The sequence below is a fragment of the Pseudoxanthomonas gei genome (assembly GCF_010119615.1).
GTDB lineage: Bacteria > Pseudomonadota > Gammaproteobacteria > Xanthomonadales > Xanthomonadaceae > Pseudoxanthomonas_A > Pseudoxanthomonas_A gei.
Genome location: NZ_QOVG01000003.1, coordinates 273374 through 295993, shown reverse-complemented (window position 1 = coordinate 295993; position 22620 = coordinate 273374). Strand labels below are relative to the sequence as shown.

27 protein-coding genes are annotated in these 22620 nt (G+C 65.2%); 7 read left to right on the top strand and 20 right to left on the bottom strand.

All coding sequences use genetic code 11. From position 1 onward, the window contains the following. Positions 1-28 precede the first annotated feature (28 nt). The 4 genes from DT603_RS06425 to DT603_RS06410 all read left to right on the top strand — a co-directional run bounded on the left by DT603_RS06425 (position 29) and on the right by DT603_RS06410 (position 6404). On the top strand, positions 29-2221 hold the full coding sequence (locus tag DT603_RS06425; RefSeq protein ID WP_162349029.1) for a formylglycine-generating enzyme family protein: 2193 nt from the start codon (positions 29-31) through the stop codon (positions 2219-2221). Continuing rightward, positions 2218-4080, top strand: a complete 1863-nt coding sequence (locus DT603_RS06420) for a glycoside hydrolase family 127 protein (RefSeq protein ID WP_211368309.1) — start codon at positions 2218-2220, stop codon at positions 4078-4080. Before DT603_RS06425 ends, DT603_RS06420 begins: the two co-directional genes overlap by 4 nt. A gap of 439 nt (positions 4081-4519) precedes the next feature. Next, complete coding sequence (locus DT603_RS06415; RefSeq protein WP_162349028.1) at positions 4520-5686, top strand: CaiB/BaiF CoA transferase family protein; 1167 nt, start codon at positions 4520-4522, stop codon at positions 5684-5686. 367 nt (positions 5687-6053) lie between these two features. Beyond that, positions 6054-6404, top strand: coding sequence for a VOC family protein (locus DT603_RS06410; protein WP_162349027.1), 351 nt, complete (start codon positions 6054-6056; stop codon positions 6402-6404). A gap of 4 nt (positions 6405-6408) precedes the next feature. Here DT603_RS06410 and DT603_RS06405 read toward each other — a convergent pair whose 3' ends face one another. Beyond that, a complete protein-coding gene (locus DT603_RS06405; RefSeq protein ID WP_162349026.1) occupies positions 6409-6600 on the bottom strand; it encodes a hypothetical protein in 192 nt (63 codons plus the stop codon). Positions 6601-6839: 239 nt separating this feature from the next. Between DT603_RS06405 and DT603_RS06400 the strand changes: the two genes are divergently transcribed. Then, the gene (locus DT603_RS06400) at positions 6840-7952 is read left to right on the top strand and encodes a catalase family protein (RefSeq protein WP_162349025.1); all 1113 of its coding nucleotides are present in this window, start codon (positions 6840-6842) and stop codon (positions 7950-7952) included. A 56-nt stretch (positions 7953-8008) separates the two neighbouring features. On the opposite strand, the gene DT603_RS06395 is transcribed toward DT603_RS06400, so the two are convergent. The 3 genes from DT603_RS06395 to DT603_RS06385 are packed head-to-tail and all read right to left on the bottom strand — an operon-like array spanning position 8009 to position 11561. Next, the gene (locus DT603_RS06395; protein ID WP_162349024.1) at positions 8009-9637 is read right to left on the bottom strand and encodes a diguanylate cyclase domain-containing protein; all 1629 of its coding nucleotides are present in this window, start codon (positions 9635-9637) and stop codon (positions 8009-8011) included. Between the two features lie 24 nt (positions 9638-9661). Then, complete coding sequence (locus DT603_RS06390; RefSeq protein WP_162349023.1) at positions 9662-11140, bottom strand: ATPase domain-containing protein; 1479 nt, start codon at positions 11138-11140, stop codon at positions 9662-9664. Further along, positions 11130-11561 (bottom strand): hypothetical protein, encoded by a 432-nt coding sequence (locus DT603_RS06385; RefSeq protein ID WP_162349022.1) that lies wholly within the window; start codon positions 11559-11561, stop codon positions 11130-11132. The genes DT603_RS06390 and DT603_RS06385 overlap by 11 nt, the downstream gene beginning before the upstream one ends. A gap of 296 nt (positions 11562-11857) precedes the next feature. On the opposite strand from DT603_RS06385, the gene dusA reads away from it, so the two are divergent. Beyond that, positions 11858-12874 (top strand): tRNA dihydrouridine(20/20a) synthase DusA, encoded by a 1017-nt coding sequence (gene dusA / locus DT603_RS06380; RefSeq protein ID WP_246191640.1) that lies wholly within the window; start codon positions 11858-11860, stop codon positions 12872-12874. 607 nt (positions 12875-13481) lie between these two features. Here the strand turns inward: dusA and DT603_RS06375 are convergent. Next, positions 13482-13898 (bottom strand): DUF1801 domain-containing protein, encoded by a 417-nt coding sequence (locus tag DT603_RS06375; RefSeq protein ID WP_162349021.1) that lies wholly within the window; start codon positions 13896-13898, stop codon positions 13482-13484. A 296-nt stretch (positions 13899-14194) separates the two neighbouring features. Here DT603_RS06375 and DT603_RS06370 point away from each other — a divergent pair, with 296 nt between their 5' ends. Further along, a complete protein-coding gene (locus tag DT603_RS06370) occupies positions 14195-14590 on the top strand; it encodes a nuclear transport factor 2 family protein (protein WP_162349020.1) in 396 nt (131 codons plus the stop codon). Between the two features lie 256 nt (positions 14591-14846). Here the strand turns inward: DT603_RS06370 and DT603_RS06365 are convergent, their stop codons facing one another. The 15 genes from DT603_RS06365 to DT603_RS06300 form a co-directional block, all read right to left on the bottom strand. Next, positions 14847-15161 (bottom strand): hypothetical protein, encoded by a 315-nt coding sequence (locus tag DT603_RS06365; protein WP_162349019.1) that lies wholly within the window; start codon positions 15159-15161, stop codon positions 14847-14849. A 142-nt stretch (positions 15162-15303) separates the two neighbouring features. Further along, entirely contained in the window at positions 15304-15684 is a 381-nt protein-coding gene (locus tag DT603_RS06360; RefSeq protein ID WP_162349018.1) for a YkvA family protein, read from the bottom strand. 73 nt (positions 15685-15757) lie between these two features. Beyond that, positions 15758-16159: a VOC family protein gene (locus DT603_RS06355; protein ID WP_162349017.1), complete on the bottom strand. Its 402-nt coding sequence runs from the start codon at positions 16157-16159 to the stop codon at positions 15758-15760. Positions 16160-16377: 218 nt separating this feature from the next. Then, entirely contained in the window at positions 16378-16530 is a 153-nt protein-coding gene (locus DT603_RS15965; protein ID WP_211368308.1) for a hypothetical protein, read from the bottom strand. Then, positions 16508-16705, bottom strand: a complete 198-nt coding sequence (locus DT603_RS15960) for a hypothetical protein (RefSeq protein ID WP_211368307.1) — start codon at positions 16703-16705, stop codon at positions 16508-16510. The genes DT603_RS15965 and DT603_RS15960 overlap by 23 nt, the downstream gene beginning before the upstream one ends. Positions 16706-16769: 64 nt before the next feature. Further along, complete coding sequence (locus DT603_RS06345) at positions 16770-17135, bottom strand: hypothetical protein (protein WP_162349016.1); 366 nt, start codon at positions 17133-17135, stop codon at positions 16770-16772. Positions 17136-17918: 783 nt separating this feature from the next. Next, on the bottom strand, positions 17919-18290 hold the full coding sequence (locus tag DT603_RS06340; RefSeq protein ID WP_162349015.1) for a cupin domain-containing protein: 372 nt from the start codon (positions 18288-18290) through the stop codon (positions 17919-17921). Between the two features lie 135 nt (positions 18291-18425). Further along, entirely contained in the window at positions 18426-18803 is a 378-nt protein-coding gene (locus tag DT603_RS06335) for a nuclear transport factor 2 family protein (RefSeq protein ID WP_162349014.1), read from the bottom strand. A gap of 185 nt (positions 18804-18988) precedes the next feature. Continuing rightward, positions 18989-19321 (bottom strand): YegP family protein, encoded by a 333-nt coding sequence (locus DT603_RS06330; RefSeq protein ID WP_162349013.1) that lies wholly within the window; start codon positions 19319-19321, stop codon positions 18989-18991. Between the two features lie 92 nt (positions 19322-19413). Then, entirely contained in the window at positions 19414-19803 is a 390-nt protein-coding gene (locus DT603_RS06325; RefSeq protein WP_162349012.1) for a ribonuclease E inhibitor RraB, read from the bottom strand. Between the two features lie 68 nt (positions 19804-19871). Beyond that, the gene (locus DT603_RS06320) at positions 19872-20300 is read right to left on the bottom strand and encodes a GFA family protein (RefSeq protein WP_162349011.1); all 429 of its coding nucleotides are present in this window, start codon (positions 20298-20300) and stop codon (positions 19872-19874) included. Between the two features lie 48 nt (positions 20301-20348). After that, entirely contained in the window at positions 20349-20678 is a 330-nt protein-coding gene (locus DT603_RS06315) for a hypothetical protein (RefSeq protein WP_211368306.1), read from the bottom strand. Between the two features lie 35 nt (positions 20679-20713). Beyond that, positions 20714-20971 (bottom strand): hypothetical protein, encoded by a 258-nt coding sequence (locus tag DT603_RS06310; RefSeq protein ID WP_162349009.1) that lies wholly within the window; start codon positions 20969-20971, stop codon positions 20714-20716. An 89-nt stretch (positions 20972-21060) separates the two neighbouring features. Continuing rightward, the gene (locus tag DT603_RS06305; protein WP_162349008.1) at positions 21061-21282 is read right to left on the bottom strand and encodes a hypothetical protein; all 222 of its coding nucleotides are present in this window, start codon (positions 21280-21282) and stop codon (positions 21061-21063) included. A 227-nt stretch (positions 21283-21509) separates the two neighbouring features. Beyond that, positions 21510-22223, bottom strand: a complete 714-nt coding sequence (locus tag DT603_RS06300; protein WP_162349007.1) for a hypothetical protein — start codon at positions 22221-22223, stop codon at positions 21510-21512. Positions 22224-22620: the final 397 nt, after the last annotated feature.

Here is a 22620-nt window from a genome sequence, read left to right as displayed (position 1 = left end):
CCAGCCTTCCCCCGGAATTCGAAAGACCATGACCGCGACCCCGCAATACAGCCCGTTTCCCTCCGACGATCGCAACCGCGACGCGGCAGCGGAAATCAGGACCGAATACAAGTTTTCCCACGTCACCACCCAGCGCTACCTGCCCACGCCGGGCAAGGCGCCGGGCTGGCCGTTCGCCGAGATCGGCCACTGGAAAATGGACGTCAACGGCACCGCCGACGATTGGGTGCGCGAACTGCGTGACTGGCGCCGCGAGCACCTGACCCGCATCGGCTACGACGATGCCAACTATCGCCGCCCCGAACTGCAGTGGTCGCAGCGCAACTTCGTGCATGCGCAGATGATGATCGAGGACCGCTACTTCTTCGATCCGGCCAGCGGCAAATACACGGTGGACCGCTACCTGGACGACCTCGAGGCGCGCTTCGGCGGCCTCGACAGCGTGCTGCTCTGGTACATCTATCCGAACATCGGCGTGGACGACCGCAACCAGTTCGACCTGATCCACGACCTGCCGGGCGGAGTGGAAGGCATCGCCGGCGTGGTCGCCGATTTCCATCGCCGCGGGGTCAAGGTGTTCCTGCCAACCATGCCCTGGGACAACGGCACCCGCGAACAGGGCGAACCGGACTGGCAGGCGATCGCGCGCCTGGTCAAGCAGACCGGCGCCGACGGCATCAATGGCGACACCTACAACGGCGTGCCGCGCGCGTTCTTCGATGCCTGCGATGCCCTGGGTTGCCCGGTGGTGGTGCAGCCCGAGTCCACCATCAGCGCCGAGGAACACCTGATCTGGAACGTGCAGAGCTGGGGCAAGAAGGTGCCGGCCGACGTGATTCCGTCGGTGGCCAAGTTCAAGTGGCTGGAACCGCGCCACATGATCAACTACGAGAACCGCTGGGGCCGCGACCGGACCAACGACCTGCAGTACATCTTCTTCAATGGCGTGGGTTACAACGCCTGGGAAAACATCTGGGGCATCTGGAACCAGTTCACCCCGCGCGATGCCGAAAGCCTGCGCCGCATTGCCGCGGTCGAGCGCCAGTTCGCACCGCTGATGGTCAGTCTGGAATGGCAGCCGTACGCCGCCACCCTGCAGGCCGGCGTGTTCGCCAGCCGTTTCCCAGGTGAAGGCCGCACGCTGTGGAGTATCGTCAATCGCAACGAGTACGAAGTGGCCGGCGAACAGATCGCCGTGCCGCATTCACAAGGCGCGCAGTATTTCGATGCCTGGAATGGGGTGGCATTGAAGCCGCGCATCGCCGGCGACCAGGCCGTCGTCACCCTGTCGCTGGAAGGCAGGGGCTACGGCGCGCTGCTGGTGCTGGAGGCGGACGTACGGGAGCCGGAACTAAGCGCGTTCCTGGAGCGCATGAGCGCACTCGCAGCCACTCCGCTGCAGTCGCTGTCGCAGCAATGGAAGTCGATTCCGCAGACCATCACCGCCATCGCGCGCACCGAACCCCTGCAGGATCCGCCTGAAGGCATGATCGCGATATCCGCCGGTGAGTTCGACTTCGTGGTGGGCGGCATCGAGATCGAAGGCCAGACCTGGGAGGGGGTCGACTTCCAGTACCCGTGGGAAAGCAGCGCCCGCCGCGGCCATCGCAAGCTGATGCAGATGCGCGCCTTCCACATCGACCGCTACCCGGTCAGCAACGCGCAGTTCAAGCGCTTCGTCGAAGAGAGCGGCTACCAGCCGGTCGATGCGCACAATTTCCTGCGCCACTGGGTGGACGGCGCGCCGGTGGCGGGTTGGGAACAGAAGCCGGTGACGTGGGTGTCCCTCGAGGACGCACGCGCTTATGCGCAGTGGGCCCGCAAGCGCCTGCCGCACGAGTGGGAATGGCAGTACGCGGCGCAGGGCAATGACGGCCGCGCCTATCCCTGGGGCAATGCCTGGAACGCCGACGCGGTGCCCGCGCAGGATCGCGAACGGCGCATGCGGCCACCGGCCGATGTCGATGCGCATCCCGATGGCGCCAGCCCGTTCGGGGTGATGGACCTGGTGGGCAATGTCTGGCAGTGGACCGACGAATACGCCGACGACCACACCCGCGCGGCGGTGCTGCGTGGCGGCAGCGCCTACAAGCCGCAGACCTCGCACTGGTATTTCCCGCAGGCCTACCGGCTTGACCAGCATGGCAAGCTGCTGCTGATGGCGCCCTGCAAGGATCGCTCCGGCGGCATCGGCTTCCGCTGCGTGGTGGACGCCGGATGATTCCGTTGCTGCCTTCGGTGAAGGTGGAACTCGGCGGCCTGCTGGGCGCCGCGCTCGCCGCCAACCAGTCCGGCCGCCTGTCGACCTTCATCGTCGATGAGAACAGCCCTGCCATCGGGATCTTCGACCCGGCGCGCGCAGCGAAGAACGACGAGGGCGACTGGTACGGCGAACACGCCGGCAAGTGGCTGGTGGCCACGGCCAAGTCCGCGGCGCGCACGGGTGATCCGCAACTGATCGCCAACCTGTTGCGCGTGACCGATTACCTGGTGGCCGTGCAGGACACCGATGGCTACCTGGGCACCTACGCAGCCGACCATCGCTTCATGCGCAGGCAGCCGCCCAAGCCGGGCACCTGGGACGGCGCGCCCAGCGTGCGCACCTGGGACATCTGGACGCACAGTTACCTGGTCCTGGGCCTGCTGGAAGTGCACCGGCATTTCCCCAAGGCCGCGTACCTGGAAGCGGCCCGCAGGATCGGCGACCTGTGCTGGCACACACTGGGCGAGGGCGGCATCGACATCTGCGAACTCGGCAACCACCACGGCATGTCGGCGACGGTACTGATGGACGCGGCGGTGGACCTGTATTTCGCGACGGGTGAGCCGCGTTACCTGGCCCTGTCGCAGCGGGTTCTGCAGCAGGCCGACGCCAATCCCGACCTGGCCCTGCTGCGGCGCGCGCTGGAAGGCGTGGACGCGTCGGAAATCGCCACCGGCAAGGCCTACCAGCTGGCCTGGAACCTGGTCGGCCTGGCCAAGCTGCACAAGGCCACCGGCGATGCCTCGTATCGCCAGGCAGTCGAAAACCTGTGGCAGAGCATCCGCGACCATCACCTGAGCCTGGGCGGCGGACCCTGGGGCGGGGTGGGGCATCGTTCCCGCGAAGTATTCAATCCGGCCGGCGTATTCAGTCCGCAGGCCTATGTGGAAACCTGTTCGGTGCTGGCCTGGATCCAGCTCAATCGCGAACTGCTGGCCATCAGCGGCGAGGCGCGTTATGCCGAGGAAATCGAGCGCACTGCCTACAACGACCTGCTGGGTGCGATGGCGCCCAACGGCGAGGACTGGTGCTACTACTCGTTCCCCAATGGCCGCCGCGTGCACACCACGTACTGGCGTTGCTGCAAGTCCAGCGGTGCAATGGCCATCGAGGAACTGCCGGCGATCGCCTACACGCAATCGGCGCAGGGACACATCGCGGTCAACCTGCTGGGCCCCGGCAGCGCCGCTTTCGACCATCCCGCTGCCGGCAGCCTGAAGCTGACGCAAGCCACGCGCTTTCCCTTCGACGGCGCCATCACCCTGGCCGTGCAAGCAGAACGCAGAGCGCGCTTCGTCCTGTCGGTGCGCGTCCCGCAATGGGCGCAGGGCGCCACGTTGGCAATCAACGGCGTTGCCCACCACGGCGCGGTGACAGCAGGCCAGTACGCGGTCATCGAGCGCGAATGGAGCCATGGCGACCAGGTCACGCTTGACCTGCCGATGGTCCCCGTTGCCCACGTCCAGGTGCAGCAGAACACCCAGGAATCACGCGCGCCCGATGGTTCACCAGTGCGCCAGCAGGTGATGCATTACGAATACGTGGCGGTCACCCGCGGCCCCTTGGTCTACGCCAGTGGGCTGGTCGACGGCTACAAGACCGGCGAGACCCTGCGCCTGTCCGCTGGCCCGTCAACGGAATGGCTGCAGGTGGCGCCGCAGGACCAGGGCGAAGGCCCGGCGATCCATCTGCACAGCCTCGGCCGTACCCCCCTAACGCTGGAGCCCTATTACCGCACCGGCGGCCGCGTCGACGGCGCCTGGCGCCTGACCTGGATGTCGCTGGCACCGGTTGAAGCGCGTGATGCGGTGGGATGAAGTGCGGTGGCGTGAAAGGCATCCCGTTGGATGTTCCGGTGCGCGATGACAGTGGCAGACCCCATGGTGCCGGCCCCGAGCGCCCCTCTCCCCTTGCGGGAGAGGGTGCCGAAGGCGGGAGAGGGAAGGCCGGAGCCGCGACATTGTCCGGCGCCTCAATTTGTCGAATGTAGCCATCGTGCAGGCGCCCCACGCTCGACAAGCAGCGAGTATGGACAGGAAGACGGCGCCGGCTTCCCCTCTCCCGGCCTGTCGGCCACCCTCTCCCGCAAGGGGAGAGGGGGTGATCGGAATCCGTCCACGCCGTATTGCGAATGCCCCGCACCACACCCCTCAAGCAAGAAATTGTGCCGTCAGAAGCTAGCGGACCATCCTGTTCAAGCCCCTGACCATGGGCCAGACTTTTCGTCGATGTTGTTACCGGGGTAAGGAAGACCTTATGGCGACCGATTCCGCTTTCACGTTCGCAGGCCGTACCGGCGCAGCCGGGCCGCTGAGCGGCGTGCGCGTGCTCGATCTCAGCGCATATATCGCAGGCCCTTACGGCTGCACGCTGCTGGCCGACCAGGGCGCGGACGTGCTCAAGATCGAGCCGCCCGACGGCGACAACCTGCGCAAGTACCCGTCCACCCTGCAGGCCGAGAGCCGCGCCTTCATCGGCGTCAACCGCAGCAAGCTGGGCATCACCCTGGACCTGAAGCAGCCGCAGGGACTGGCCGCACTGCTCAGGCTGGTGCGCGAGGCCGACGTGCTGGTGCACAACTTCCGTCCCAGCGTGCCGGCGCGGCTGGGCATCGACCACGAGCGACTGAACCTGATCAATCCGCGCCTGATCTATTGCGCGATCACCGGCTATGGCGAAACCGGGCCGATGAAGGACAAGGCCGGCTACGACCAGGTCCTGCAGACCATGACCGGCATGTGCGCGCTGCAGGGCAAGCGTGGCGGCGCGCCGGAAATCATCTACGGTTCGGTGGTCGACTACTACGCCGCGGCGCTGCTGGCCGCTGGCGTGTCCTCGGCCCTGTACGAACGCGAACGCAGCGGCCTGGGCCAGTTCGTCGGCGTGTCGCTGTTGCGCAGCGCACTGACCATGCAGTCGGCGCGGATGATCTGGGCCCAGGGCGAATCGCTGGATATCGGCCGCGACATGCGTTCGGGCGGGGTCACCGGCATCCATCCGGCGCGCGAAGGCCATATCTACATCTCGGCCAACACGCCGCGCTTCTGGAAGGCGCTGTGCGGGAAAACCGGGCTGCAGGTGCTGCATGACGACGAACGCTACGACAGCGTGCGCAAGCGCGCCCACCACGCCGCTGAAATCGTCCCGCACCTGCATGCCGCGCTGCTGCGCCACACCGCGCTGGAGTGGGAGCAGCTGTTCGGCGACGAAGTGCCGTGCGCGGCGGCGCTGAAAGTCGAGGACATGTTCGACCATCCACAGGTGCTGGCCGAGCAGATGGTCGGCGACATCGAGCATCCGGTGATCGGGCGCTACCGCGGCGTCACCCGACCCATCAAGTTCGGCCGCACGCCGGGCCCCGATCCCTTTGCCGCGCCGGTATTCACCCCCGACGCCACCGCCGCGCTGGTCCCTGACGCCTGAAGCCGGTTTTTGCACGCTTGGCCTGCGCCGGGATGACGGCCGGGAGGGGAGACCTGCGCCGGGATGATTGCCGTGGCGCAAAGTTCCTTTGTAGGAGCGACGCGAGTCGCGAAGCCAGGAAATCACGGGCCCGCACCCGGTTGGCAATCAGGCGATGCCTGCTTCGCGACTCGCGTCGCTCCTGCCAACGCCAGTGCGCGCGTTCGCCCGCGCGACCCATGTGCATGGTCTGCGCGACGCGATATCCGCGCCCCGTTCCAACCCGCCGTGTCCGCCACCGTCCACGTCGTCCGTTGCTTACTTCACCATCGTGTAACCGTCGATTCGGTATCCCTTCCCGCCAAGCCCCAGCAATCGAAGGTGTCCCATGTCCATCGTCAACGCACTGGCCGGAATCGCGGTCAAGGATATCGATGCCGCGGTGCTCTGGTACGAGCAGATCCTCGGACCCGCGTCACGGCCGATGGAAGAAGTGGCCGAGTGGCAATTGCCCAACGGCGGTTGCGTGCAGGTGTTCGAGGATGGCAACCGCGCTGGCTTGTCGTCGGTGACTCTGGTGGTGGAAGACCTGGACCGCGAGATAGCGGGACTGGAATCCAAGGGCATCCACATCGACGAGACCTCGCGTTCGGACCTGGTCGACGTGGCCATCGTGCAGGACCAGGACGGCAACCAGGTCGTCTTCGCCCATTCCAAGAGCGATCGCCTGCTCAGCTGAAGCCTCAGCCGTTGACCGAAGCCTGCAGCGCAGCGGCCAGGCCCGCGTCGCCATTGACCAGTTCGGCCCACTTGAACGACACCCCGTTGCGCTTGCCTTTCTCGGTCAGCTTCAGGCCGTCCGGGTCGATGGACAGGGTGTAGGGTTTTTCTTCGATCAGCACTTCGCGGCGGATCTGCTTGTCCAGAGGGGTCATGGCCGGGGGTTCCTGAAAGGGCATGGCAGGGTATCGGCACGCAGGTAAACGCCGTGTAGCCGCACTGCAAAGTCGGCCCGCGCACTTCATCGACGTCGCCGGCGTGCACGCTCCCTGCACGCCCTGTTTACGGCTGCGCGGGCATACAACACGCCATCCCTCTGCATTTGCAGCACGCATCGGTTCGCATGCGGCATGCAGGCAGCTGCGCCATTCAAAACCCTCTTCAGGAATCCCCCATGACGCCACCCCTGCAACCTCCCCTCTCGCCCCAGCGTTATGAAGCCTCTCTGGACCCGGTCGAAGACGACGAAGCCCAGACTGCGCAGGACATCGCCGAGACCATGCTGCGCATCGCCGGCAAGACCTTTGCCGATGGCGGCCATGCCATCCGCAGCGTGCATGCCAAGAGCCACGGCCTGCTGAAGGCCGAACTCGAGGTGCTGGCCGACCTGCCTGCGGTATTGGCCCAGGGCCTGTTCGCCAGGCCCGGCCGCTATCCCACGCTGATGCGGTTCTCCACCATTCCCGGCGACATCCTCGATGACAAGGTGTCCACGCCGCGCGGCCTGGCCCTCAAGGTGCTGGGGGTGGAAGGCGAGCGCCTGGAAGGTGCCGAAGGCGCGAGCACACAGGATTTCGTCATGGTCAACGGACCGCGCTTCAATTCAAAGACCGGCAAGGCCTTCCTGCGCGGGTTGAAGCTGGTGGCCGCCACCACCGACAAGGCCGAAGGTGCCAAGGAAGCCCTGTCGGCGGTGCTGCGCGGCACCGAGAAGCTGGTCGAGGCCTTCGGAGGCAAGAGCGGCACGCTGCGCTCGCTCGGCGGCGAACCGCCCACCCACGTGCTGGGCGAAACCTATTTCGCCCAGTTGCCGCTGCGCCACGGCGAACACATCGCCAAGTACCAGCTGGTGCCGGTGTCGGCGGAACTGACCGCGCTGACCGGCCAGCTGGTCGACCTGCACGACACCGGGAATGCCTTGCGCGAGGCGCTGGTCGAGCATTTCCGCAGCCACGGCGGGCGCTGGGAACTGCGCGCGCAGCTGTGCACCAACGTCTACGACATGCCCCTCGACGACCCGACCGCCGAGTGGAGCGAGGAAGAGAGCCCCTACCTCACTGTTGCCGTGGTCACGGCGCCGCCACAGACCGGATGGAGCGCGGCGCGCTCGGCCGCAGTGGACGATGGAATGGGTTTCAGCCCTTGGCATGGCCTGCAGGCGCACCGCCCACTGGGCGCGATCATGCGCTTGCGCAAGCTGGCCTATGCCACCTCGCAGCGCTTCCGCTCGCAACGCAACGCCATTGCGGTGCAGGAACCCGACAAACTGGATGCACTCGACGACTGAGTGCCGGGCTGGTGCATTGCGCTGGCCGCACACAGCGGACCGCCGAGCAGGCTACGTCAGCCGGTTTCGTTGCCGCCGTCAGCGGCGGCCGATGGCGGCGTGCCAAGGCAAGGGAGCACCACGGTGAACCGGCTGCCCTGGTTCCGCCCCGCGCTTCTGGCGCTGACCGTGCCGTGATGGGCGGCCACCAGTTCGTGTACCAGGGCCAGGCCTATGCCCAGGCCGCCGCCATGCAGGGACAGGGCGCCGGCTTCCTGCACGAACAGGTCGAAGATATGCGGCAGGGCGTGGGCAGGAATGCCAATGCCGTTGTCGGCCACCACCACCGTCACCTCATTGTCCGTCAGGGTCATGCCCAGTTCGATATGGCCGCCCACCGGCGTGTATTTGGAGGCGTTGTCGAGCAGGTTGCTGAAGATCTGCTTCAGCCGCACCTTGCTGCCACGCACGACTACCGGTTCTTCGGTAAGGGTGGCTTCGATGGTCTGGTCCCGCTCGGTGATGTTGGACATTTTTGCGTGGACCGCCTGCGCAAGCACGGCGCCCAAGTCCACGTCGGCCTGCTCCATGCGCAGCTTGCCGGTGCTGATCCTCGACGCATCCAGCAGGTCCTCGATCAGGTAGACCAGGTGCTCGACCTCCTCGCCGATGATTGCCTGCAACTTCTTGAGTTTTGTCTCGTTGGCATAGTTGAGGCTCAACATGTCCGCAGCCAGCTGGATGGGCGTCAACGGGCTGCGCAGTTCATGCGCCACCATGGCCATGAACTTGATCTCCTTGCCGCGTGCCTCGTCGGCCAGGTCCTTGAGCTCATGGGCAGCCAGGGCCGCCACGACCAGTTGCTCGTTGGCCAGCCGCAGCTGGGCCATGCCAGCGCGGTCGGCCACTGCGCGGCGTGGAGGGCCGGACATATCCTGGGTCCGAACGTTGCCCGCAATCTCATTGGCCGGGTCAAAGGCAAATTGGCTGCCGCCCAGGCGCTTGACCACGTACATGGCGCTGTCGGCTATCTCGATCAGGTGCGGCCCGGTCGCAGCATCCAGTGGAAAGATCGAGATGCCGATGCTGGCGGTCAGGCTCAGCACATGTCCACCGATACAGGTCGGAATGGCCAGCGCTTCCAGCATCTGTAACGCAAGCTCGGCCGCGTCGCTCGGCCGCTTGAGTTCGCTGAGCACCACTACAAACTCGTCACCGCCATGGCGGCTGACCGTGTCGGTGCTGCGGACTATGGACTCCAGCCGGCGCGCAGTCAGTTGCAGCGCGGCGTCACCGGCGCTGTGGCCCAAGGAGTCGTTGATCAGCTTGAGATGGTCCAGATCCAGGAACAGCACCGCCATCAAGGTGTCGTGGCGCCGCGCCAAGCCGATCGCGTGTTCAAGCCTTTCGAGGGTCAGTGCGCGATTGGGCGTATTGGTCAGTTCATCGCGCTGGCTGGAGGCAACCAGCCCGGCCAGCCCCTGCTTCGCCTTGTCGGCGACAGCAGCGGCCTCAAGGGCAGCGATGACCAGCTTCTCGTTCGCCGCCTGCAGGCCCGGCGCGTGGCATTCGTGCTCTTCCCGGTGCAGGGCAGCCAGGTCCCTGCCCAGCCTGGCCAACTCGGCACGCACGGCATCGGCCTGCGAGGTCAGCAGCACCAGCCGCTGTTTGGCGCGCTCGTTCTCGCCGGGCAATGAGTTATTCACGGCGATCCGGACAGCAGCACGCGGTCAGTCCCTGATCCGGGTACCGGCGTCACCCTGATCGGCGCGCTCGGGGCGGCCGCCCAGCAATCCGCGGTATTCAGGCATCGGTTCCCCGATGCAGATGCCCTGGTCATTGATCACGAACTGTCGAAGTTCGTTCGAATGGGCCGCCGCACGCACCTTGACCACCGCCATCACCCGCAACAACCGGCTGTCTACCTCGATATAACGCTGGACGATGATGGCGTCGGTCAGGAACGCGGCACCGTAGGGACTGAAGCGCAGGTCGGTGTAGCGGTCCTCCAGTTCCGAGGTCATCAGCACGCTGACGCCCGTGCTGACCACCGCGCCCACCATGCGGGCCAGGGACTGGCGGTAGGTATCGGCAAACTCGGGCGCCACCATCAGCTCGAAGCCGGTCAGCGAATCCAGGACCACGCGGGTGGCTCCCAGCCGCCTGATTTCCATCAGCAGCAACGCGGTCACTTCGTCAACCGACAGGTCGCATTGCTGCGCGCGTATCAGGCCGACATCGCCACTGTCGATGAGGTCGGCGACGATCCGGTTGCGTGACAACCTGGGGCGCTGTTCGAACGAGGCGATCACCGATTTCTCGCCGCAGCGCGCACCTTCGGCAAGGAACTGGCTGGCCAGGATGCTCTTGCCCGAGCCCGACGGGCCCGCGACCAGCAGCGAGTAGCCACGTGGCAGGCCTCCGCCCATCATCTCGTCCAGGCCCGGCACGCCCATGCCCAGCGGCGGGCCCTCGGGCGGCCCCGGCAGCTCGGCGCCCTGCACCGAGACCTGGGCCGGCGGGAATATCTGCAGGCCCGCGCTGCCGATGCGAAACGTGTGCTGGCCGGGAAGCGAGGCCTGGCCGCGCATCTTGATGATCTCGATCTTGCGCACGATCGAGTTGCGGTCCAGGTTCTGCCGCAGCCAGATCAGGCCGTCGCTGACCGTGAATACCGGATTGGGCTCGTTCTCGCTGAAGTACTCGCCGATCAGGAAGGTGGTGGCCTGCCAGTTGGTCATCAACATGCCCAGTTCCTGCACGAACTGCTGCAGGCCCATGGAGGTGGGCGCGTCGGTGCGGCTGGCAATGACCACCGCGCGGAAGGAGTCGACGAAGACCAGTCCGGGGCCGTGTGTTTCCACCACTTCCACGATGCGCGCCAGCACGGCGCGCAGATCGCCCGACTGCATCTGCTCGGAAAGGTTGATGAAATGCACCGAGCGGCCGATGGCGCCCTTGTCGAAGAACGCGAACTGCTGCTGGTAACGCAGCATCTTCAGGGGCGGCTCGCCCAGCACGGTGAAGAAGATCGCCGGCTTCTCCTCCGTTGCCAGCGCGAACATCATCTGGTGGGCCAGGGTGGTCTTGCCGCTGCCCGGTGGCCCGGCAATGATGTTGAAGGAGAACTCCGGCAAGCCGCCCCCGAGAATTTCGTTCAATCCCGGCACGCCCGTGTCCAGGCGCTTGATGATCGCGTTATTGCTCATTGGGGAGTTCCTGCACGGCATGGCCGTTGGATGAGGTGTCGAACATCGGCTGCAGCAGGCGCCCGGTCAGCGCCTCGCCGATCAGGCTGGCCAGGATGATGTAGAGGTGGCGGAACAGGGCCTGGCCAAGAGTGGCCGCATCGGCGCCCGATTGCTGCGCCAGCGCCGATTGCAGGGTGGCGTAGTCATCGCTGGCGTCGGCCGTGCGGTGGAACCCTTCGGCACCGGCCACTTCCCTGGCGGCAAGAAGCAGGCTCCGCCGGTACAGGGCCGACACACCGCGGTCGCCGATGATCGGCGCCAGGGCCAGGTGGACGGCATGCATGTTCTCGGCGACGAAGGCGGCAATGCGATCAGCTCCGGCCCCATCATTCGACAGTTGCGATAAAACAGACGCGATGGTCTCTGATCTGGCGTCCATTTCGCATCGTCCCATAGTCGACATGACCCGGCCCTCACACCGCAACGCGTGTCAGCGACGGCGCTAATGCGTGGTTCCGGTACTCGTTCCTGTTCAGGCGCGCGCCGGTGGTGGGCGTGGCCGGGAGGCTGGACGTGCCCGCACAGTAACGCCGCACGTATACCCTGTACAAGCGCATCGAGAGGCGTTCACCCGGCCACGTGCTCACCGGCCACCCAATTGGGGCGGGTGGCGACCCCTGGCGCTGCAGGGGCAGAGTCAGGCGCAAGCCGGGGTTCGTTACAATCCGCCCCATGATGACGGGTACCCAAGCAGTGGATGGCACTGACGTAATGCTGTCGGTCGCGCCGATGATGGACTGGACCGACAGCCACTGCCGCGTGTTCCACCGGCTGCTGGCACCGCATGCGCGGCTGTACACCGAGATGGTCCACGCCAACGCCGTGTTGCAGGGCGACCGCGCGCGCCTGCTGGCGCGTGACCCGGTGGAGAACCCGGTGGCCCTGCAACTGGGCGGCAGCGAGCCGTCCCTGCTGGCGCAGGCCGCCTGCGTGGGCCAGGGCCATGGATTCGACGAGGTCAACCTCAACGTCGGCTGCCCGTCGGACCGGGTCCAGGCCGGGCGCTTCGGCGCCTGCCTGATGAAGGAGCCGGCGCTGGTGGCCGATTGCATCGGGGCGATGGTCGAGGCGGTGGGCAAGCTGGATCGCCCGATTCCGGTCACGGTCAAATGCCGCCTGGGCGTGGACGAGGAAAACGACTACGGCCGGTTCCTGTCCTTCATCGACACGGTGGCGGCCGCCGGCTGCCACACCTTCTTCGTGCATGCGCGCAATGCCTGGCTGCAGGGGCTCTCGCCCAAGGAAAACCGCGAGGTGCCACCACTGCGTTACGACTGGGCCTACCGGCTGAAGCAGGAGCGCCCGGCGCTGACCATCGCGGTCAACGGCGGCATCGCCACCCAGGCCGCGGCGCTGGAGCACCTGCAGAAGGTCGACGGGGTGATGCTGGGCCGCGCGGCCTACCACGACCCTTATGTCTTGCATGGACTGGACGTGGCGCTGTTCGGCGGCACCCTGCAGTCACGCGCGCAGCTGCTGCGCCGCCTGCAGCCGTATGTGGAAGCGCGCCTGCAGCAGGGCGTGGCCCTGAAGCACATCACCCGCCACCTGCTGGGCCTGTACCACGGCCAGCCCGGCGGCCGTGCCTTCCGCCAGGTCCTCAGCGAAGGCGCGCACCTGCCCGGCGCGGACTGGTCGCTGATCGAGCAGGCAATCGGGATGACCGAGATGCGGGTGCGTTCCGCGGCCTGAGGGCCCAAACATGCAGCGGTGAGAATGTGGGCGTGCACAGGAGCATGTAGGTGGTTCCTGTGGGAGGGGCTTCAGCCCCGACGGGCGCAAGCGTCGGGGCTGAAGCCCCTCCCACAAGAGCCGCGCATGCCCACCGCCATGCCGCTGCCCCTGCAGGAGCGACGCAAGTCGCGAAGCCCTCAGCGTTCCAGTCCCCACTGTTTCGCGACTCGCGTCGCTCCTACAACACCCCAGGTCGCCGGCGCTCGACCCGCCATGCAGCGGCCCTTGCAGGAGCGACGCAAGTCGCGAAGCCCCCACCGTTCCAGCCCCCACTGCTTCGCGACTCGCGTCGCTCCTACAACACCCCAGGTCGCCGGCGCTCGACCCGCCATGCAGCGGCCCTTGTAGGAGCGACGCAAGTCGCGAAGCCCTCAGCGTTCCAGCCCCCACTGCTTCGCGACTCGCGTCGCTCCTACAACACCCCAGGTCGCCGGCGCTCGACCCGCCATGCAGCTGCCCTGTAGGAGCGACGCAAGTCGCGAAGCCCTCACTGTTTCAGCCCCCACTGCTTCGCGACTCGCGTCGCCCCTGCCAAACGGCGACCGCACGATGCCGTGCGGGCAACTCAACCATGCCGGCGCCTGACCTCGGCAACCGACCCGGCGACCAGTTGCTCAAGCACGTCCATGTCCACGTCCGCCAGCTTGCGGATGGACAGGCAGGCCTTGCCCATTTTGTGTCGTCCCAGTCGCGCCAGCAGCGCCTCCTGGTCGGGTGCGCCGGTAGACAGATACACGCTTATGTCGCTCTTCCTGGACGAGAAGCCGGTTACCGGCGCATCACCTTCGCGGCCGCTTTCGTAGCGGTAGTGGTAGCTGTCGAAGCCAACGATGCTGGTGCCCCACATTCTTGCCGGCGCCTGGGTGATCCTTGCCATCATCTCGGCGATCGTTGCGCAATCCCTTTTGCGTTCTTCATCGGCAATGGCGGACAGATAGGCGGTGACGCTTGCGTCGGTGGCCCGGGTCTTGTTCTCAGCCATCACATTTTCCGTCCTTCAAACAGCTGCAAAAAAAGCGGGGCCTGGCCGTAGAGGCCGTGCCGGTGGCGATACGGAAACCATAACCGCAATCCCGTCTCCCGGAAAATTCCATGCCCCGATAATTTCGAGCCACCACGCAGCGGCGAGCGGGCAGGAACGATCGGCCTTTCGTCAGCTGAATCCATGCGACACAGTTACAGAATCAATTGTTAGCCCACGTTTCCCCGCTTTGTCACCACCCCCTAACGGGGCCGGATCTATTCCTGCGCCCACCACAACAACATGGGAGCCATGCCATGAATATCACCCGGCAAAAGAATGAAATCGAAGGCCTGGAAAAGGCATTCTGGGATTCCATCGTGCAAGGAAAACCCGAGGTGGCGACCCGCATGCTGGCCGAACCTGCGGTGATGGTAAGCCCGCAGGGAACCAACAAATTCGACCACGCCGCCTACCGGAAAATGGCCAAGGACGATCGCTACAGACTGACCAACTACAAGATCTCCGACCTGGACGTGATCTTCCCCAGGGAAGACGTGGCCGTGGCCACCTATTACGTGGACCAGCAGATGGAGATGCAGGGCAAGCCCACCAAGCAGAACGTGTATGACACCTCCACCTGGGTCAAGGTGGACGGCAACTGGCTGTGCGTGCTGCACACGGAAAGCCCTGCGGAACAGAAGAGGCACTAGTTTCGAAGAGGCACCAGCACCGTAGAGGCACCAGCTCCGTAAAGACCGGTTCCGCTGCCGCCAGCCATTGATCCGAAGCACCTGAGCCGAAGCACGCCCACGCTGGCGGCCATGCGCCACCACGCGGAATCCCCACCCCTTGCGGCATGAGCACGGCGCCAATGCTCATGCCGCCCGCGTTTTGCAACCTCGACCGCGACGTTCGCGCCCCTGGGCATGCGGTTCGCTTGCGCCCCGCCGGCGCGACGCCGCTTCGCTACGGACGTGCGTCCAGGGGAGCCTTGGGGGCATCGGGCCGCGGCTGCCGCGGAATCCTGGTGCGTGCCGCCGCCTTGCAATAGTCATAGGACTCCGATCCCTTGCTGTAGACCGTCTTGTCCTTGCACACCGTGGCGCACTGGCCGGTCACGTCGGTCGCGGCCCCGGTGGTCGGGTTCTTGCCGCAGCCCTTGCAGGTGCATTTGGTGCTGGGGAAGTCCTGGCCCTTCTGTTCGGCATAGGCATGCGACCAGCAGAGCGAGAGGCAGGCGATCATTGCTGCCTTGATGACAAGGGGGGGTGTTGATTTCATTGCAGTCTCCTACTGGACAGGGGCCAGGAGCAGCCTTGAGGCAGGCCGGAAAAGTGGTTCCCGGTTGCCCTCTACAACGAAGCGGGCGGACGTCGCCGGACAGCGGCGCAGGACGCACGAGCCCGCTGGCCCGGATGAATGCTCAGCTGCGCACTGCGGCCAGCGCCCATCGGCCCAGCCACCACATGACCAGCAGCCACGCGGCGATGACCGCGGCCGCCGCCGGATAGCTGACCGGCCGGGCCGCTGCCTGTTCGGCCTGCAGGCGCGCCGAACGGATGACCTCGGGCGGGGTCAGCCGCACCACCAGCGCCAGGCCCAGCGGAACCAGGACCAGGTCGTCCAGGTAACCCAGCACGGGAATGAAATCGGGGATCAGGTCGATGGGGCTGAGCGCATAGGCGGCCACCAGCGCGGCCAGCACCCGCACCCACATCGGCGTGCGCGGGTCACGCGCCGCGAAATAAACGGTGAGCGTGTGCTGCCTGAGTTGGCGGGCGCGTGTCTTGAGTGAGTCGAACATGGGGTGTGCGCGCTACGTCGGCATCAGGCCGAACGGTTCCGGCCTGCATGCCGCGTTGGCCGCGCCAGCAAGGTCAGGCCTTGTTCTTCGCGTCCCACGGCATCGGTTCCCACAGTTCCACCTTGTTGCCATCGGGATCCATGATCCAGGCGAACTTGCCGTTCTCGTGCGACTCCGGCCCGCTCACCGCGGCCACGCCCGCTTCGCCCAGCTGCGCCAGCATTTCATCCAGGTTGTCGACGCGGTAATTGATCATGAAGGCGGACTCGCTGGGACTGAACCACTCGCTGTCCCTGTCGGCCAGGTTCCACACGGTCAGGCCCAGGTCTTCGGCCTTGTCATCGGGCCAGCGCAACACGGCGCCGCCCCACGGCTCCAGCTGCATGCCCAGGTGCTTCTGGTACCACGCCGCCAGCGCCTTGCTGTCGCCCTTGCACTTGAGGAACACGCCGCCGATTCCGGTGATCTTTGCCATCGCAGTCTCCAATGAAGTGAGCCGCCTGCCGCCCGCATCAGGCCGACCGGGCAGGGCGCCAACCGGTGGGAATATAGCCGAAGCACGCCAACTTCCTTGTAGCGCCGAACTTGCCCGGCTGCCCTTCGCCGGAGTACCGAATCATCAGCGGGGCAACAAGGGCAGCCGGGCGAGCTCGGCGCTACAAGGAGTGGGCGACTGCATGAAGTGCGCGCGCCTCAGTCCCCGGCCACCTTCTCCAGCCACGGCCCGTCCTGCCCGTCCCGGTACCAGTGTCGCCAGCCATGACGATAGGCGGCCTGCAGATAGGGGCCGCGCAGCAGTCGGGCGGAGGTTTCGGTGCCCGCGTCATTGCCCCAGGTAGACGGCATGCGTCCACGGCACGACGTACCTGTGCGTGATGGCCGCCAGGTCGCGGTCTGCCAGCAGTGCCGCTTCTTCGACCGAAGCGGCGCGGACCAGGAAGCAGGTGTCCGACCCATCGGGACCACCGGTCACTGGATCTTCCGAGTCATTGCCCCAGCGGATTACCTCGAACAACGGCATGTCGATCCCTGGAAATGGAGGCCTGGATCAAGCCGCCCGGAGGCACGTCTGCCGGAATGGATCGTCAGGGCGCAGCCGTCGCACACGATGCAACCGGAAGCGGCCCGAACACCGTTTGCGTGCCGGCGATGCCGCCTTGCTGCACGACATAGGCAGAGCGGGTGTCCAGGTTGACGTGCAGGCGATGCGTATAGCCGTCCATGACCTGCCCGGCATCGGACAGCAATACGCCCAGGTCGGGGAGTGACAGGCCCTGCAGACCCGGCAGCTGCGGGGCCACCGGCCAGGCCTGCCTGACCCCATAGGGCCCCACGAACGGAGCGAGCCTTTTCGCCGTGCAGGACACCGTCGAGTCCGGCGCCGTGGCCGCCAGCGACGAAGCCAACGGACACAACAGCAGGAGAACCGATGCAGCCACGAGAATCTTCACTGGTGCCCCTTGGCGCCGAGCGCCTGTTCGATCGATCCGCAGCGGGTCGACAACGATTGCGAATATAGCCGACGGTAGCGCTGGCCGCAGGCATCACCCGCATCCAGGCACACATTGCCTTGCAGGAGCGACGCAAGTCGCGAAGCCCTCAGCGTTTCACCACTACGAGTTTCGCGACTCGCGTCGCTCCTACAAAAAGCCGACAACCGCCGCAGCCGACCCTGCCCTGCAGGAGCGACGCAAGTCGCGGAGCCCTCAACCTTTCAGCACTACGAGTTTCGCGACTCGCGTCGCTCCTACAAAAAGCCGACAACCGCCGCAGCCGACCCTGCCCCGTAGGAGCGACGCAAGTCGCGAAGCCCTCAACCTTTCAGCACTACGAGTTTCGCGACTCGCGTCGCTTCTACAAAAAGCCGACAGCCGCCGCAGCCGAGCCTGCCCTGTAGGAGCGACGCAAGTCGCGAAGCCCTCAACCTTTCAGCGCCAAAAGTTTCGCGACTCGCGTCGCTCCTACAAAAAAAATCGACAGCCGCCGCAGCCGATCCCGCCCCTGTAGGAGCGACTCAAGTCGCGAAGCCCTCAACCATTCAGCGCTAAGAGTTTCGCGACTCGCGTCGCTCCTACAAGAAACCGACCGCCGCCGCATCCGGGCCCCGTGCTTCGACAGAAGCAGCAGCAACGACCTGCATCACTTCCCCCAGCGCCACCGCGGCGGCTCGCCCTTGATCCAGCACAACGCTTATTGGCAAGGTGGCCTCCTCGGCAATGACTGGTTCGCGCGGATCAATGGCATTCGCCGCCCGGCTTCAGCTCGACCACCAGGTTGTGGATGGGTGTGTCGCCGATGTTCTCGACCACATGCCGGGAGGCCTCGTTCCAGAACGCATCGCCCGCCTTGTGTTCGCTGATGCGTTGCGAGCCGTCGGCCAGGGTGATCCGCGCCCGGTAGGTGTTGAAGACATACACCGCGTACTTGGGATGCGAATGCAGGGGCGTGCGCGCGCCGACCGCCACGTCGTGGAACTGCATGCGCACGCAGGGGTTGTCGAGCAGCACCTTCATGTCCGGATCGACCAGGGCGCGGTCCTGGGCCAGGCCCGCCAATGGCATGGCAAGGAAGGCGGCAAGCACGGTGCGGGAAAGGGGATTGGACATGCTCGGACTCCTGGCAGCAACAGGGACGGCGGTGCATGGACTGGTGCCGCAGCATACAACCGGACTGGCACCGATCCATCCTGATGCGGGTGCCGGCGTGAAGGGTCTATCCAGTGGCGAGCGAAAGCCCTGCCATCACCGGGCCGGCGTCAGGTGCGTGAGCATGCACAGCCAGGTGTCGCCTACGCGGCGGTAGACGTCGGTAATGTATTCATCGGCCTGGATCGGGGCGCCATCGAAGGTGCCGGTGTTCTGTCCGCGTCCGGTGACCCATGCCATGTCACCCACCACGGCGGCATGGGTGGCCAGCTTGGTCATGGTGGCATGGGTCAGGCGGCCCGAGCCCACGACTTCGAGTATGCGGCTGCGCGGCACCGGCCCGGCCTCGGGCGTGACCAGCAGCCAGTCCTCGGTGGTGCATGCGGCAATGCGCGCCACGTCATTGGAGATCATCGCTTCGTTGAAGCGGGCCTCCAGATCCGCCAGAAACGCGGGGATCTGTGTGGTGATCATCGCCTTGCCTCACTGGTCTGCGTTGATGCCGATCCTGCTATCCATGTAGGAGCGACGCGAGTCGCGAAGCCCTCGAGGTTTCAGCCTTCAGTGCTTCGCGACTCGCGTCGCTCCTACAAGAGCCAACGCATCAGCGCTCATTTATGGCCCTATTCCGCCGCCAAGCATTTCAGCCTGAAAAATGCTCAGGTGCCGTCCTTGACCACGGTGCTGGGACCATTGGCTTGCACGGACGCGATGCCCGCGTCCCGCGCGCTGGCCGGTGAGTACAGCTCACTGGTGCCAATGACCTGGTGATTGGCGGCTTTCAGCGTGAAGTAGGGCTTGCCGCTTGAGGAATCCTTCTTCTCGTAGCGTGAAGCATCCGGCGAGTTCGCCTGGACGGAGGCGATGCCGTTCCTTGCCGAGTCAAGCGACTTGTACAGCTCGCTGGACAGGATTGTCTCTGCATTGCCCGCCTTGAGCACGAAACGGAACTGGCCGTCCGCGCTTTTCTTGAGTTCATACCAGCCTGCCATACGACTCTCCTTTGCTGTTGGGGGAAAGCGTGGATGTTCCAGGCGTCCGTCGCCTGGCTGAAGCCGTGTCGTGACTCCGGCTCGGCGTGAAACTACTTGACCACGCCCGTGCCCCATCCATCGTAGTCGCCGCCATATTTGAGCGCCAGCGCTTCCAGCGTGCGTGTAGTCGAAGTCATTGCCTCGAGCTGCGGGGCCATGCGGCGGGTCGCGTGTAGCTGCCATTGTGATTGATTGGCTGGTGGCTCATCTATGGAAGCCACCACATACCCGAGTTGCTCGATATCGGCGGCGGCCAGTCTGGCCTGGGAGCGACTGGGGAAGAATATGAAGAAATCGATGTCGTGCGGTTTTGAGGTGTCCGAGCCCGCAGCCACGAGATTTGCAATGACCCGGGCATCCGCTTGCTCGGCTGCCGACTGAGCCGCGCAGACGCTGGACAACAGCAGCAGTAGAACCCCCAGACAAGCTTTTGTTCCCATGGCGGCGTAGCCCCTTGATTAGGCCGACCCTGAGGCGGGTCCGGCTTGAATGAATTGTCTGGTTCGCCTCACGGCTCGTCGGGCTCCCCAGGAAACGCCGCGACCCCCTGCGGCAGCAGGATGCCCGGAAGCATGCGGGACGTCCAAATGTGGGCGGCGTTGCCAAGATCGACGGGCTGGTCCAGCGAACCGCCCTTGATGCTCAAGGTGTCGGTCGCGCCGCGACGCTGGTGCCAGAGCCTGGAGCCGCAATCGGGGCAAAACGCGCAGTCAAGGGTGCTGCCGGTATCGGTGGGGCGCGACCAGAACTTCGGCACTCCCCGGGTGAGGTGCAGTGCGGCCTGGCGGACGATGAAGGAGATGCCGAAAGCCGACGCCGACTGCTTGCGGCACTCGGTGCAATGGCACACGTACAGCTGCAGTGGGCCGTCCGAGAGTTCATAGCGGATTGCGCCGCACTGGCAGCCGCCGGAAAGAGCATCACCTGGGCTGGACATGGTTCGCGCGCCTCCTGGGCGGCGGCCCGCACGGCGGGCCGCCGGGGTTCACTCTGTCACGAAGAATTCGACCTTGCCACAGCCGGTGCAGGCGTAGGTGTCGAAGGCCTGCCGGTTTACGAGCAGTTCGCCCAGCTCGCCCAGCAGGAAGGGCCAGGCACGCGTGCCTTCGTGGAAGCGCATCCTGCTGACCGCCTGCATGAGGGTCTGGCAGCGCAGGCAGGCCAGCTCGCGCGGCTTGACCAGGTCGGCCGGCGGGGCAGGCAGGTCGTCCGGCACGAAGTCCTTGTCGGGCGGCGCGCCATCCAGGTGCGTGCCGCACCGCCAGCAGACCGCATAGTCGGTCTCCATCGTTTCGCCGCAGCTTTTGCATTTCATGCTTGCCATGTCACTTCCTGTAGAGGCTTGGGATTTCAACGGTCACGTTTGAACCGACTGAAGAAGGCCTTGTGCGCAAGCCAGCCGATCAGCGGCGCGCAGAAAAGCAGCACGGCCGTAGCGTAGTTTCCAGCATTGGCGGTGCAGGCAAACACAGAATGCCTGTCGTTGCCGCAGCGTATGGCGCCAGGGTTGGACAGGCTTGCCTGCCAAAGCCACCAGAGCAACGAGGCGGCAAGGATCGTCACCACGACCAGGGCGACCAGCGAAGGCAAATGGACGCTACGCTTCATGCAGGCCACCGTCCGGATCGGGCCGGCCACGGCGCAAGCCGGGCCTAGGCGAATGGGCAGGATCCCGCATTGCCGAGCCGTGCATGGATTCACGGGCTCCAGAGCGCATGCTTCAACTCCGCCCACAACTGGCACAGCCGCTTGGGCCGCTTGCCAAGTACTGCAACGTGCACCGCCTCGAGCAGCACTGCTGCCACACACACCAGCAGGACCAGGCCGTACAGGTCGTGATTGAACAGGTACGCGCCAGTACCCAACACCAGCGCCGCGGCCAGCAGCGCCGCCACATACCTCGGTTCACCCTCCATCATGGACATGTCCTTGCGCCGGGCGCTTGAGAGTCAATCGGTGTGGAGCTGGTCAAGCCTGGGAACAAACCCAGTGGGACTTGCTCGGCGGCGCAACTGAAGGGTTTTGCGCTGCGCTGCTTCATTGGTGCCAACAGCTCCAAGGGAGACCGCAACGCAGATGAATGATTGCCGGTATTGACTCGTTTGTCCGTGGCGCAAGGCCCCTGGGTTGCGGCCCACGTGCTGAATCAAGCCGGCCCGGCCACGCCAACTCTCGGATTGATGTCGTAGCGATTCGGTCTCGGCGTGAATGAATTGCCAGGCCTGCCACCTTGTGCCCGCGAGATCCAGTGGCCACACTGCTTGTCACTCTCGACCCAGCCGGCTGGTGTGAGCTTATAGATGACCGTGCGGCCACTACCGCACAGCCTGCCGCATACAAATGAAAATGTGAATGCGGCTGTTGTGTGCGATGCGTCGAACACGATCGCAGAAAACGTGGCCAGGCCATTGTCAAAGCCACTATCAACTGCCGATTCAATTGTTGCGCCCTTCGCAATCAGCTCTGCGGGATCTCGTGAACGCCACGTGCCTGGGTCTACAAGGCGTACATAGGCCAGCTTTCCGATCAGTCCGGTAAGGTCATCAATCGGTTCAACTGGCATCCAGTGAGGCTTGTCGGCGCAATCAGAGAACTCGTTGAGTGCTTCTGCATTGGGCGCATCCGCAACGATCGCGACATTGATCGGGTTCTTCTCTTCGCCCGTCCAGCCGTCAAGAAACGCAGCATAGATCTTGGCCGCATCACCAGCGCCTGTCGTCTCGCTTGGGCCCGCGGCAGCTTGATCCGCGAACAAGGTCAGTGCTGCGATGGCAATAAACGCGAGAGGACGAAACATTTCAGCTCCGGTGATCTGTCGTGCAAGGCCTGAATCAGTATGGACCTCGGTGTTGAGGCGCATTGGAGCTGCAGCTTAACCAGTTGCGCCCAACTGCCTACCAAGAACTATTCTTGGGTCACGCCCCTGCCTGGGGCAGACAAGAAATGACCCTGGGGCGCAATCCCGCAAGGGGACGTGCGTGGCGGCGTAGCCGGACGACACTGCGCCGCGCTGGTTTATTGGTGCGAAGAGCTCCGGGGACAACCGACACCGCAAACGAATGCTTGCCGGTGCCGCCTCGTTCGTCCGTTGCGCAATGCCCTTCGGTTATCGTGCCGTGCGTGCCTGTCGGCACGCGTTGATGCCGATCCTGCTGGCGTTGTAGGAGCGACGCGAGTCGCGAAGCCCTCAACCTTTCAGCACTACGGGTTTCACGACTCGCGTCGCTCTACAACAGCCAACGCGACCTATCGCCATA

Bases quoted from the DNA above. Each gene is read 5' to 3' on its own strand.
- DT603_RS06355 (WP_162349017.1), bottom strand. From the start codon at position 16,159: ATGGCAAAGATCACCGGAATCGGCGGCGTGTTCCTCAAGTGCAAGGGC.
- DT603_RS06315 (WP_211368306.1), bottom strand. From the start codon at position 20,678: ATGAAATGCAAAAGCTGCGGCGAAACGATGGAGACCGACTATGCGGTC.
- DT603_RS06415 (WP_162349028.1), top strand. From the start codon at position 4,520: ATGGCGACCGATTCCGCTTTCACGTTCGCAGGCCGTACCGGCGCAGCC.
- DT603_RS06390 (WP_162349023.1), bottom strand. From the start codon at position 11,140: ATGAGCAATAACGCGATCATCAAGCGCCTGGACACGGGCGTGCCGGGA.
- DT603_RS06300 (WP_162349007.1), bottom strand. From the start codon at position 22,223: ATGCGCCTCAACACCGAGGTCCATACTGATTCAGGCCTTGCACGACAG.
- DT603_RS06410 (WP_162349027.1), top strand. From the start codon at position 6,054: ATGTCCATCGTCAACGCACTGGCCGGAATCGCGGTCAAGGATATCGAT.
- DT603_RS06335 (WP_162349014.1), bottom strand. From the start codon at position 18,803: ATGATCACCACACAGATCCCCGCGTTTCTGGCGGATCTGGAGGCCCGC.
- DT603_RS06320 (WP_162349011.1), bottom strand. From the start codon at position 20,300: ATGTCCAGCCCAGGTGATGCTCTTTCCGGCGGCTGCCAGTGCGGCGCA.
- DT603_RS06340 (WP_162349015.1), bottom strand. From the start codon at position 18,290: ATGTCCAATCCCCTTTCCCGCACCGTGCTTGCCGCCTTCCTTGCCATG.
- DT603_RS06385 (WP_162349022.1), bottom strand. From the start codon at position 11,561: ATGGACGCCAGATCAGAGACCATCGCGTCTGTTTTATCGCAACTGTCG.
- DT603_RS06310 (WP_162349009.1), bottom strand. From the start codon at position 20,971: ATGAAGCGTAGCGTCCATTTGCCTTCGCTGGTCGCCCTGGTCGTGGTG.
- DT603_RS06330 (WP_162349013.1), bottom strand. From the start codon at position 19,321: ATGGCAGGCTGGTATGAACTCAAGAAAAGCGCGGACGGCCAGTTCCGT.
- DT603_RS06360 (WP_162349018.1), bottom strand. From the start codon at position 15,684: ATGTTCGACTCACTCAAGACACGCGCCCGCCAACTCAGGCAGCACACG.
- DT603_RS15965 (WP_211368308.1), bottom strand. From the start codon at position 16,530: ATGCCGTCTACCTGGGGCAATGACGCGGGCACCGAAACCTCCGCCCGA.
- dusA (WP_246191640.1), top strand. From the start codon at position 11,858: ATGACGGGTACCCAAGCAGTGGATGGCACTGACGTAATGCTGTCGGTC.
- DT603_RS06305 (WP_162349008.1), bottom strand. From the start codon at position 21,282: ATGATGGAGGGTGAACCGAGGTATGTGGCGGCGCTGCTGGCCGCGGCG.
- DT603_RS06400 (WP_162349025.1), top strand. From the start codon at position 6,840: ATGACGCCACCCCTGCAACCTCCCCTCTCGCCCCAGCGTTATGAAGCC.
- DT603_RS06370 (WP_162349020.1), top strand. From the start codon at position 14,195: ATGAATATCACCCGGCAAAAGAATGAAATCGAAGGCCTGGAAAAGGCA.
- DT603_RS06420 (WP_211368309.1), top strand. From the start codon at position 2,218: ATGATTCCGTTGCTGCCTTCGGTGAAGGTGGAACTCGGCGGCCTGCTG.
- DT603_RS06425 (WP_162349029.1), top strand. From the start codon at position 29: ATGACCGCGACCCCGCAATACAGCCCGTTTCCCTCCGACGATCGCAAC.
- DT603_RS06325 (WP_162349012.1), bottom strand. From the start codon at position 19,803: ATGGGAACAAAAGCTTGTCTGGGGGTTCTACTGCTGCTGTTGTCCAGC.
- DT603_RS06375 (WP_162349021.1), bottom strand. From the start codon at position 13,898: ATGGCTGAGAACAAGACCCGGGCCACCGACGCAAGCGTCACCGCCTAT.
- DT603_RS15960 (WP_211368307.1), bottom strand. From the start codon at position 16,705: ATGCCGTTGTTCGAGGTAATCCGCTGGGGCAATGACTCGGAAGATCCA.
- DT603_RS06405 (WP_162349026.1), bottom strand. From the start codon at position 6,600: ATGACCCCTCTGGACAAGCAGATCCGCCGCGAAGTGCTGATCGAAGAA.
- DT603_RS06365 (WP_162349019.1), bottom strand. From the start codon at position 15,161: ATGAAATCAACACCCCCCCTTGTCATCAAGGCAGCAATGATCGCCTGC.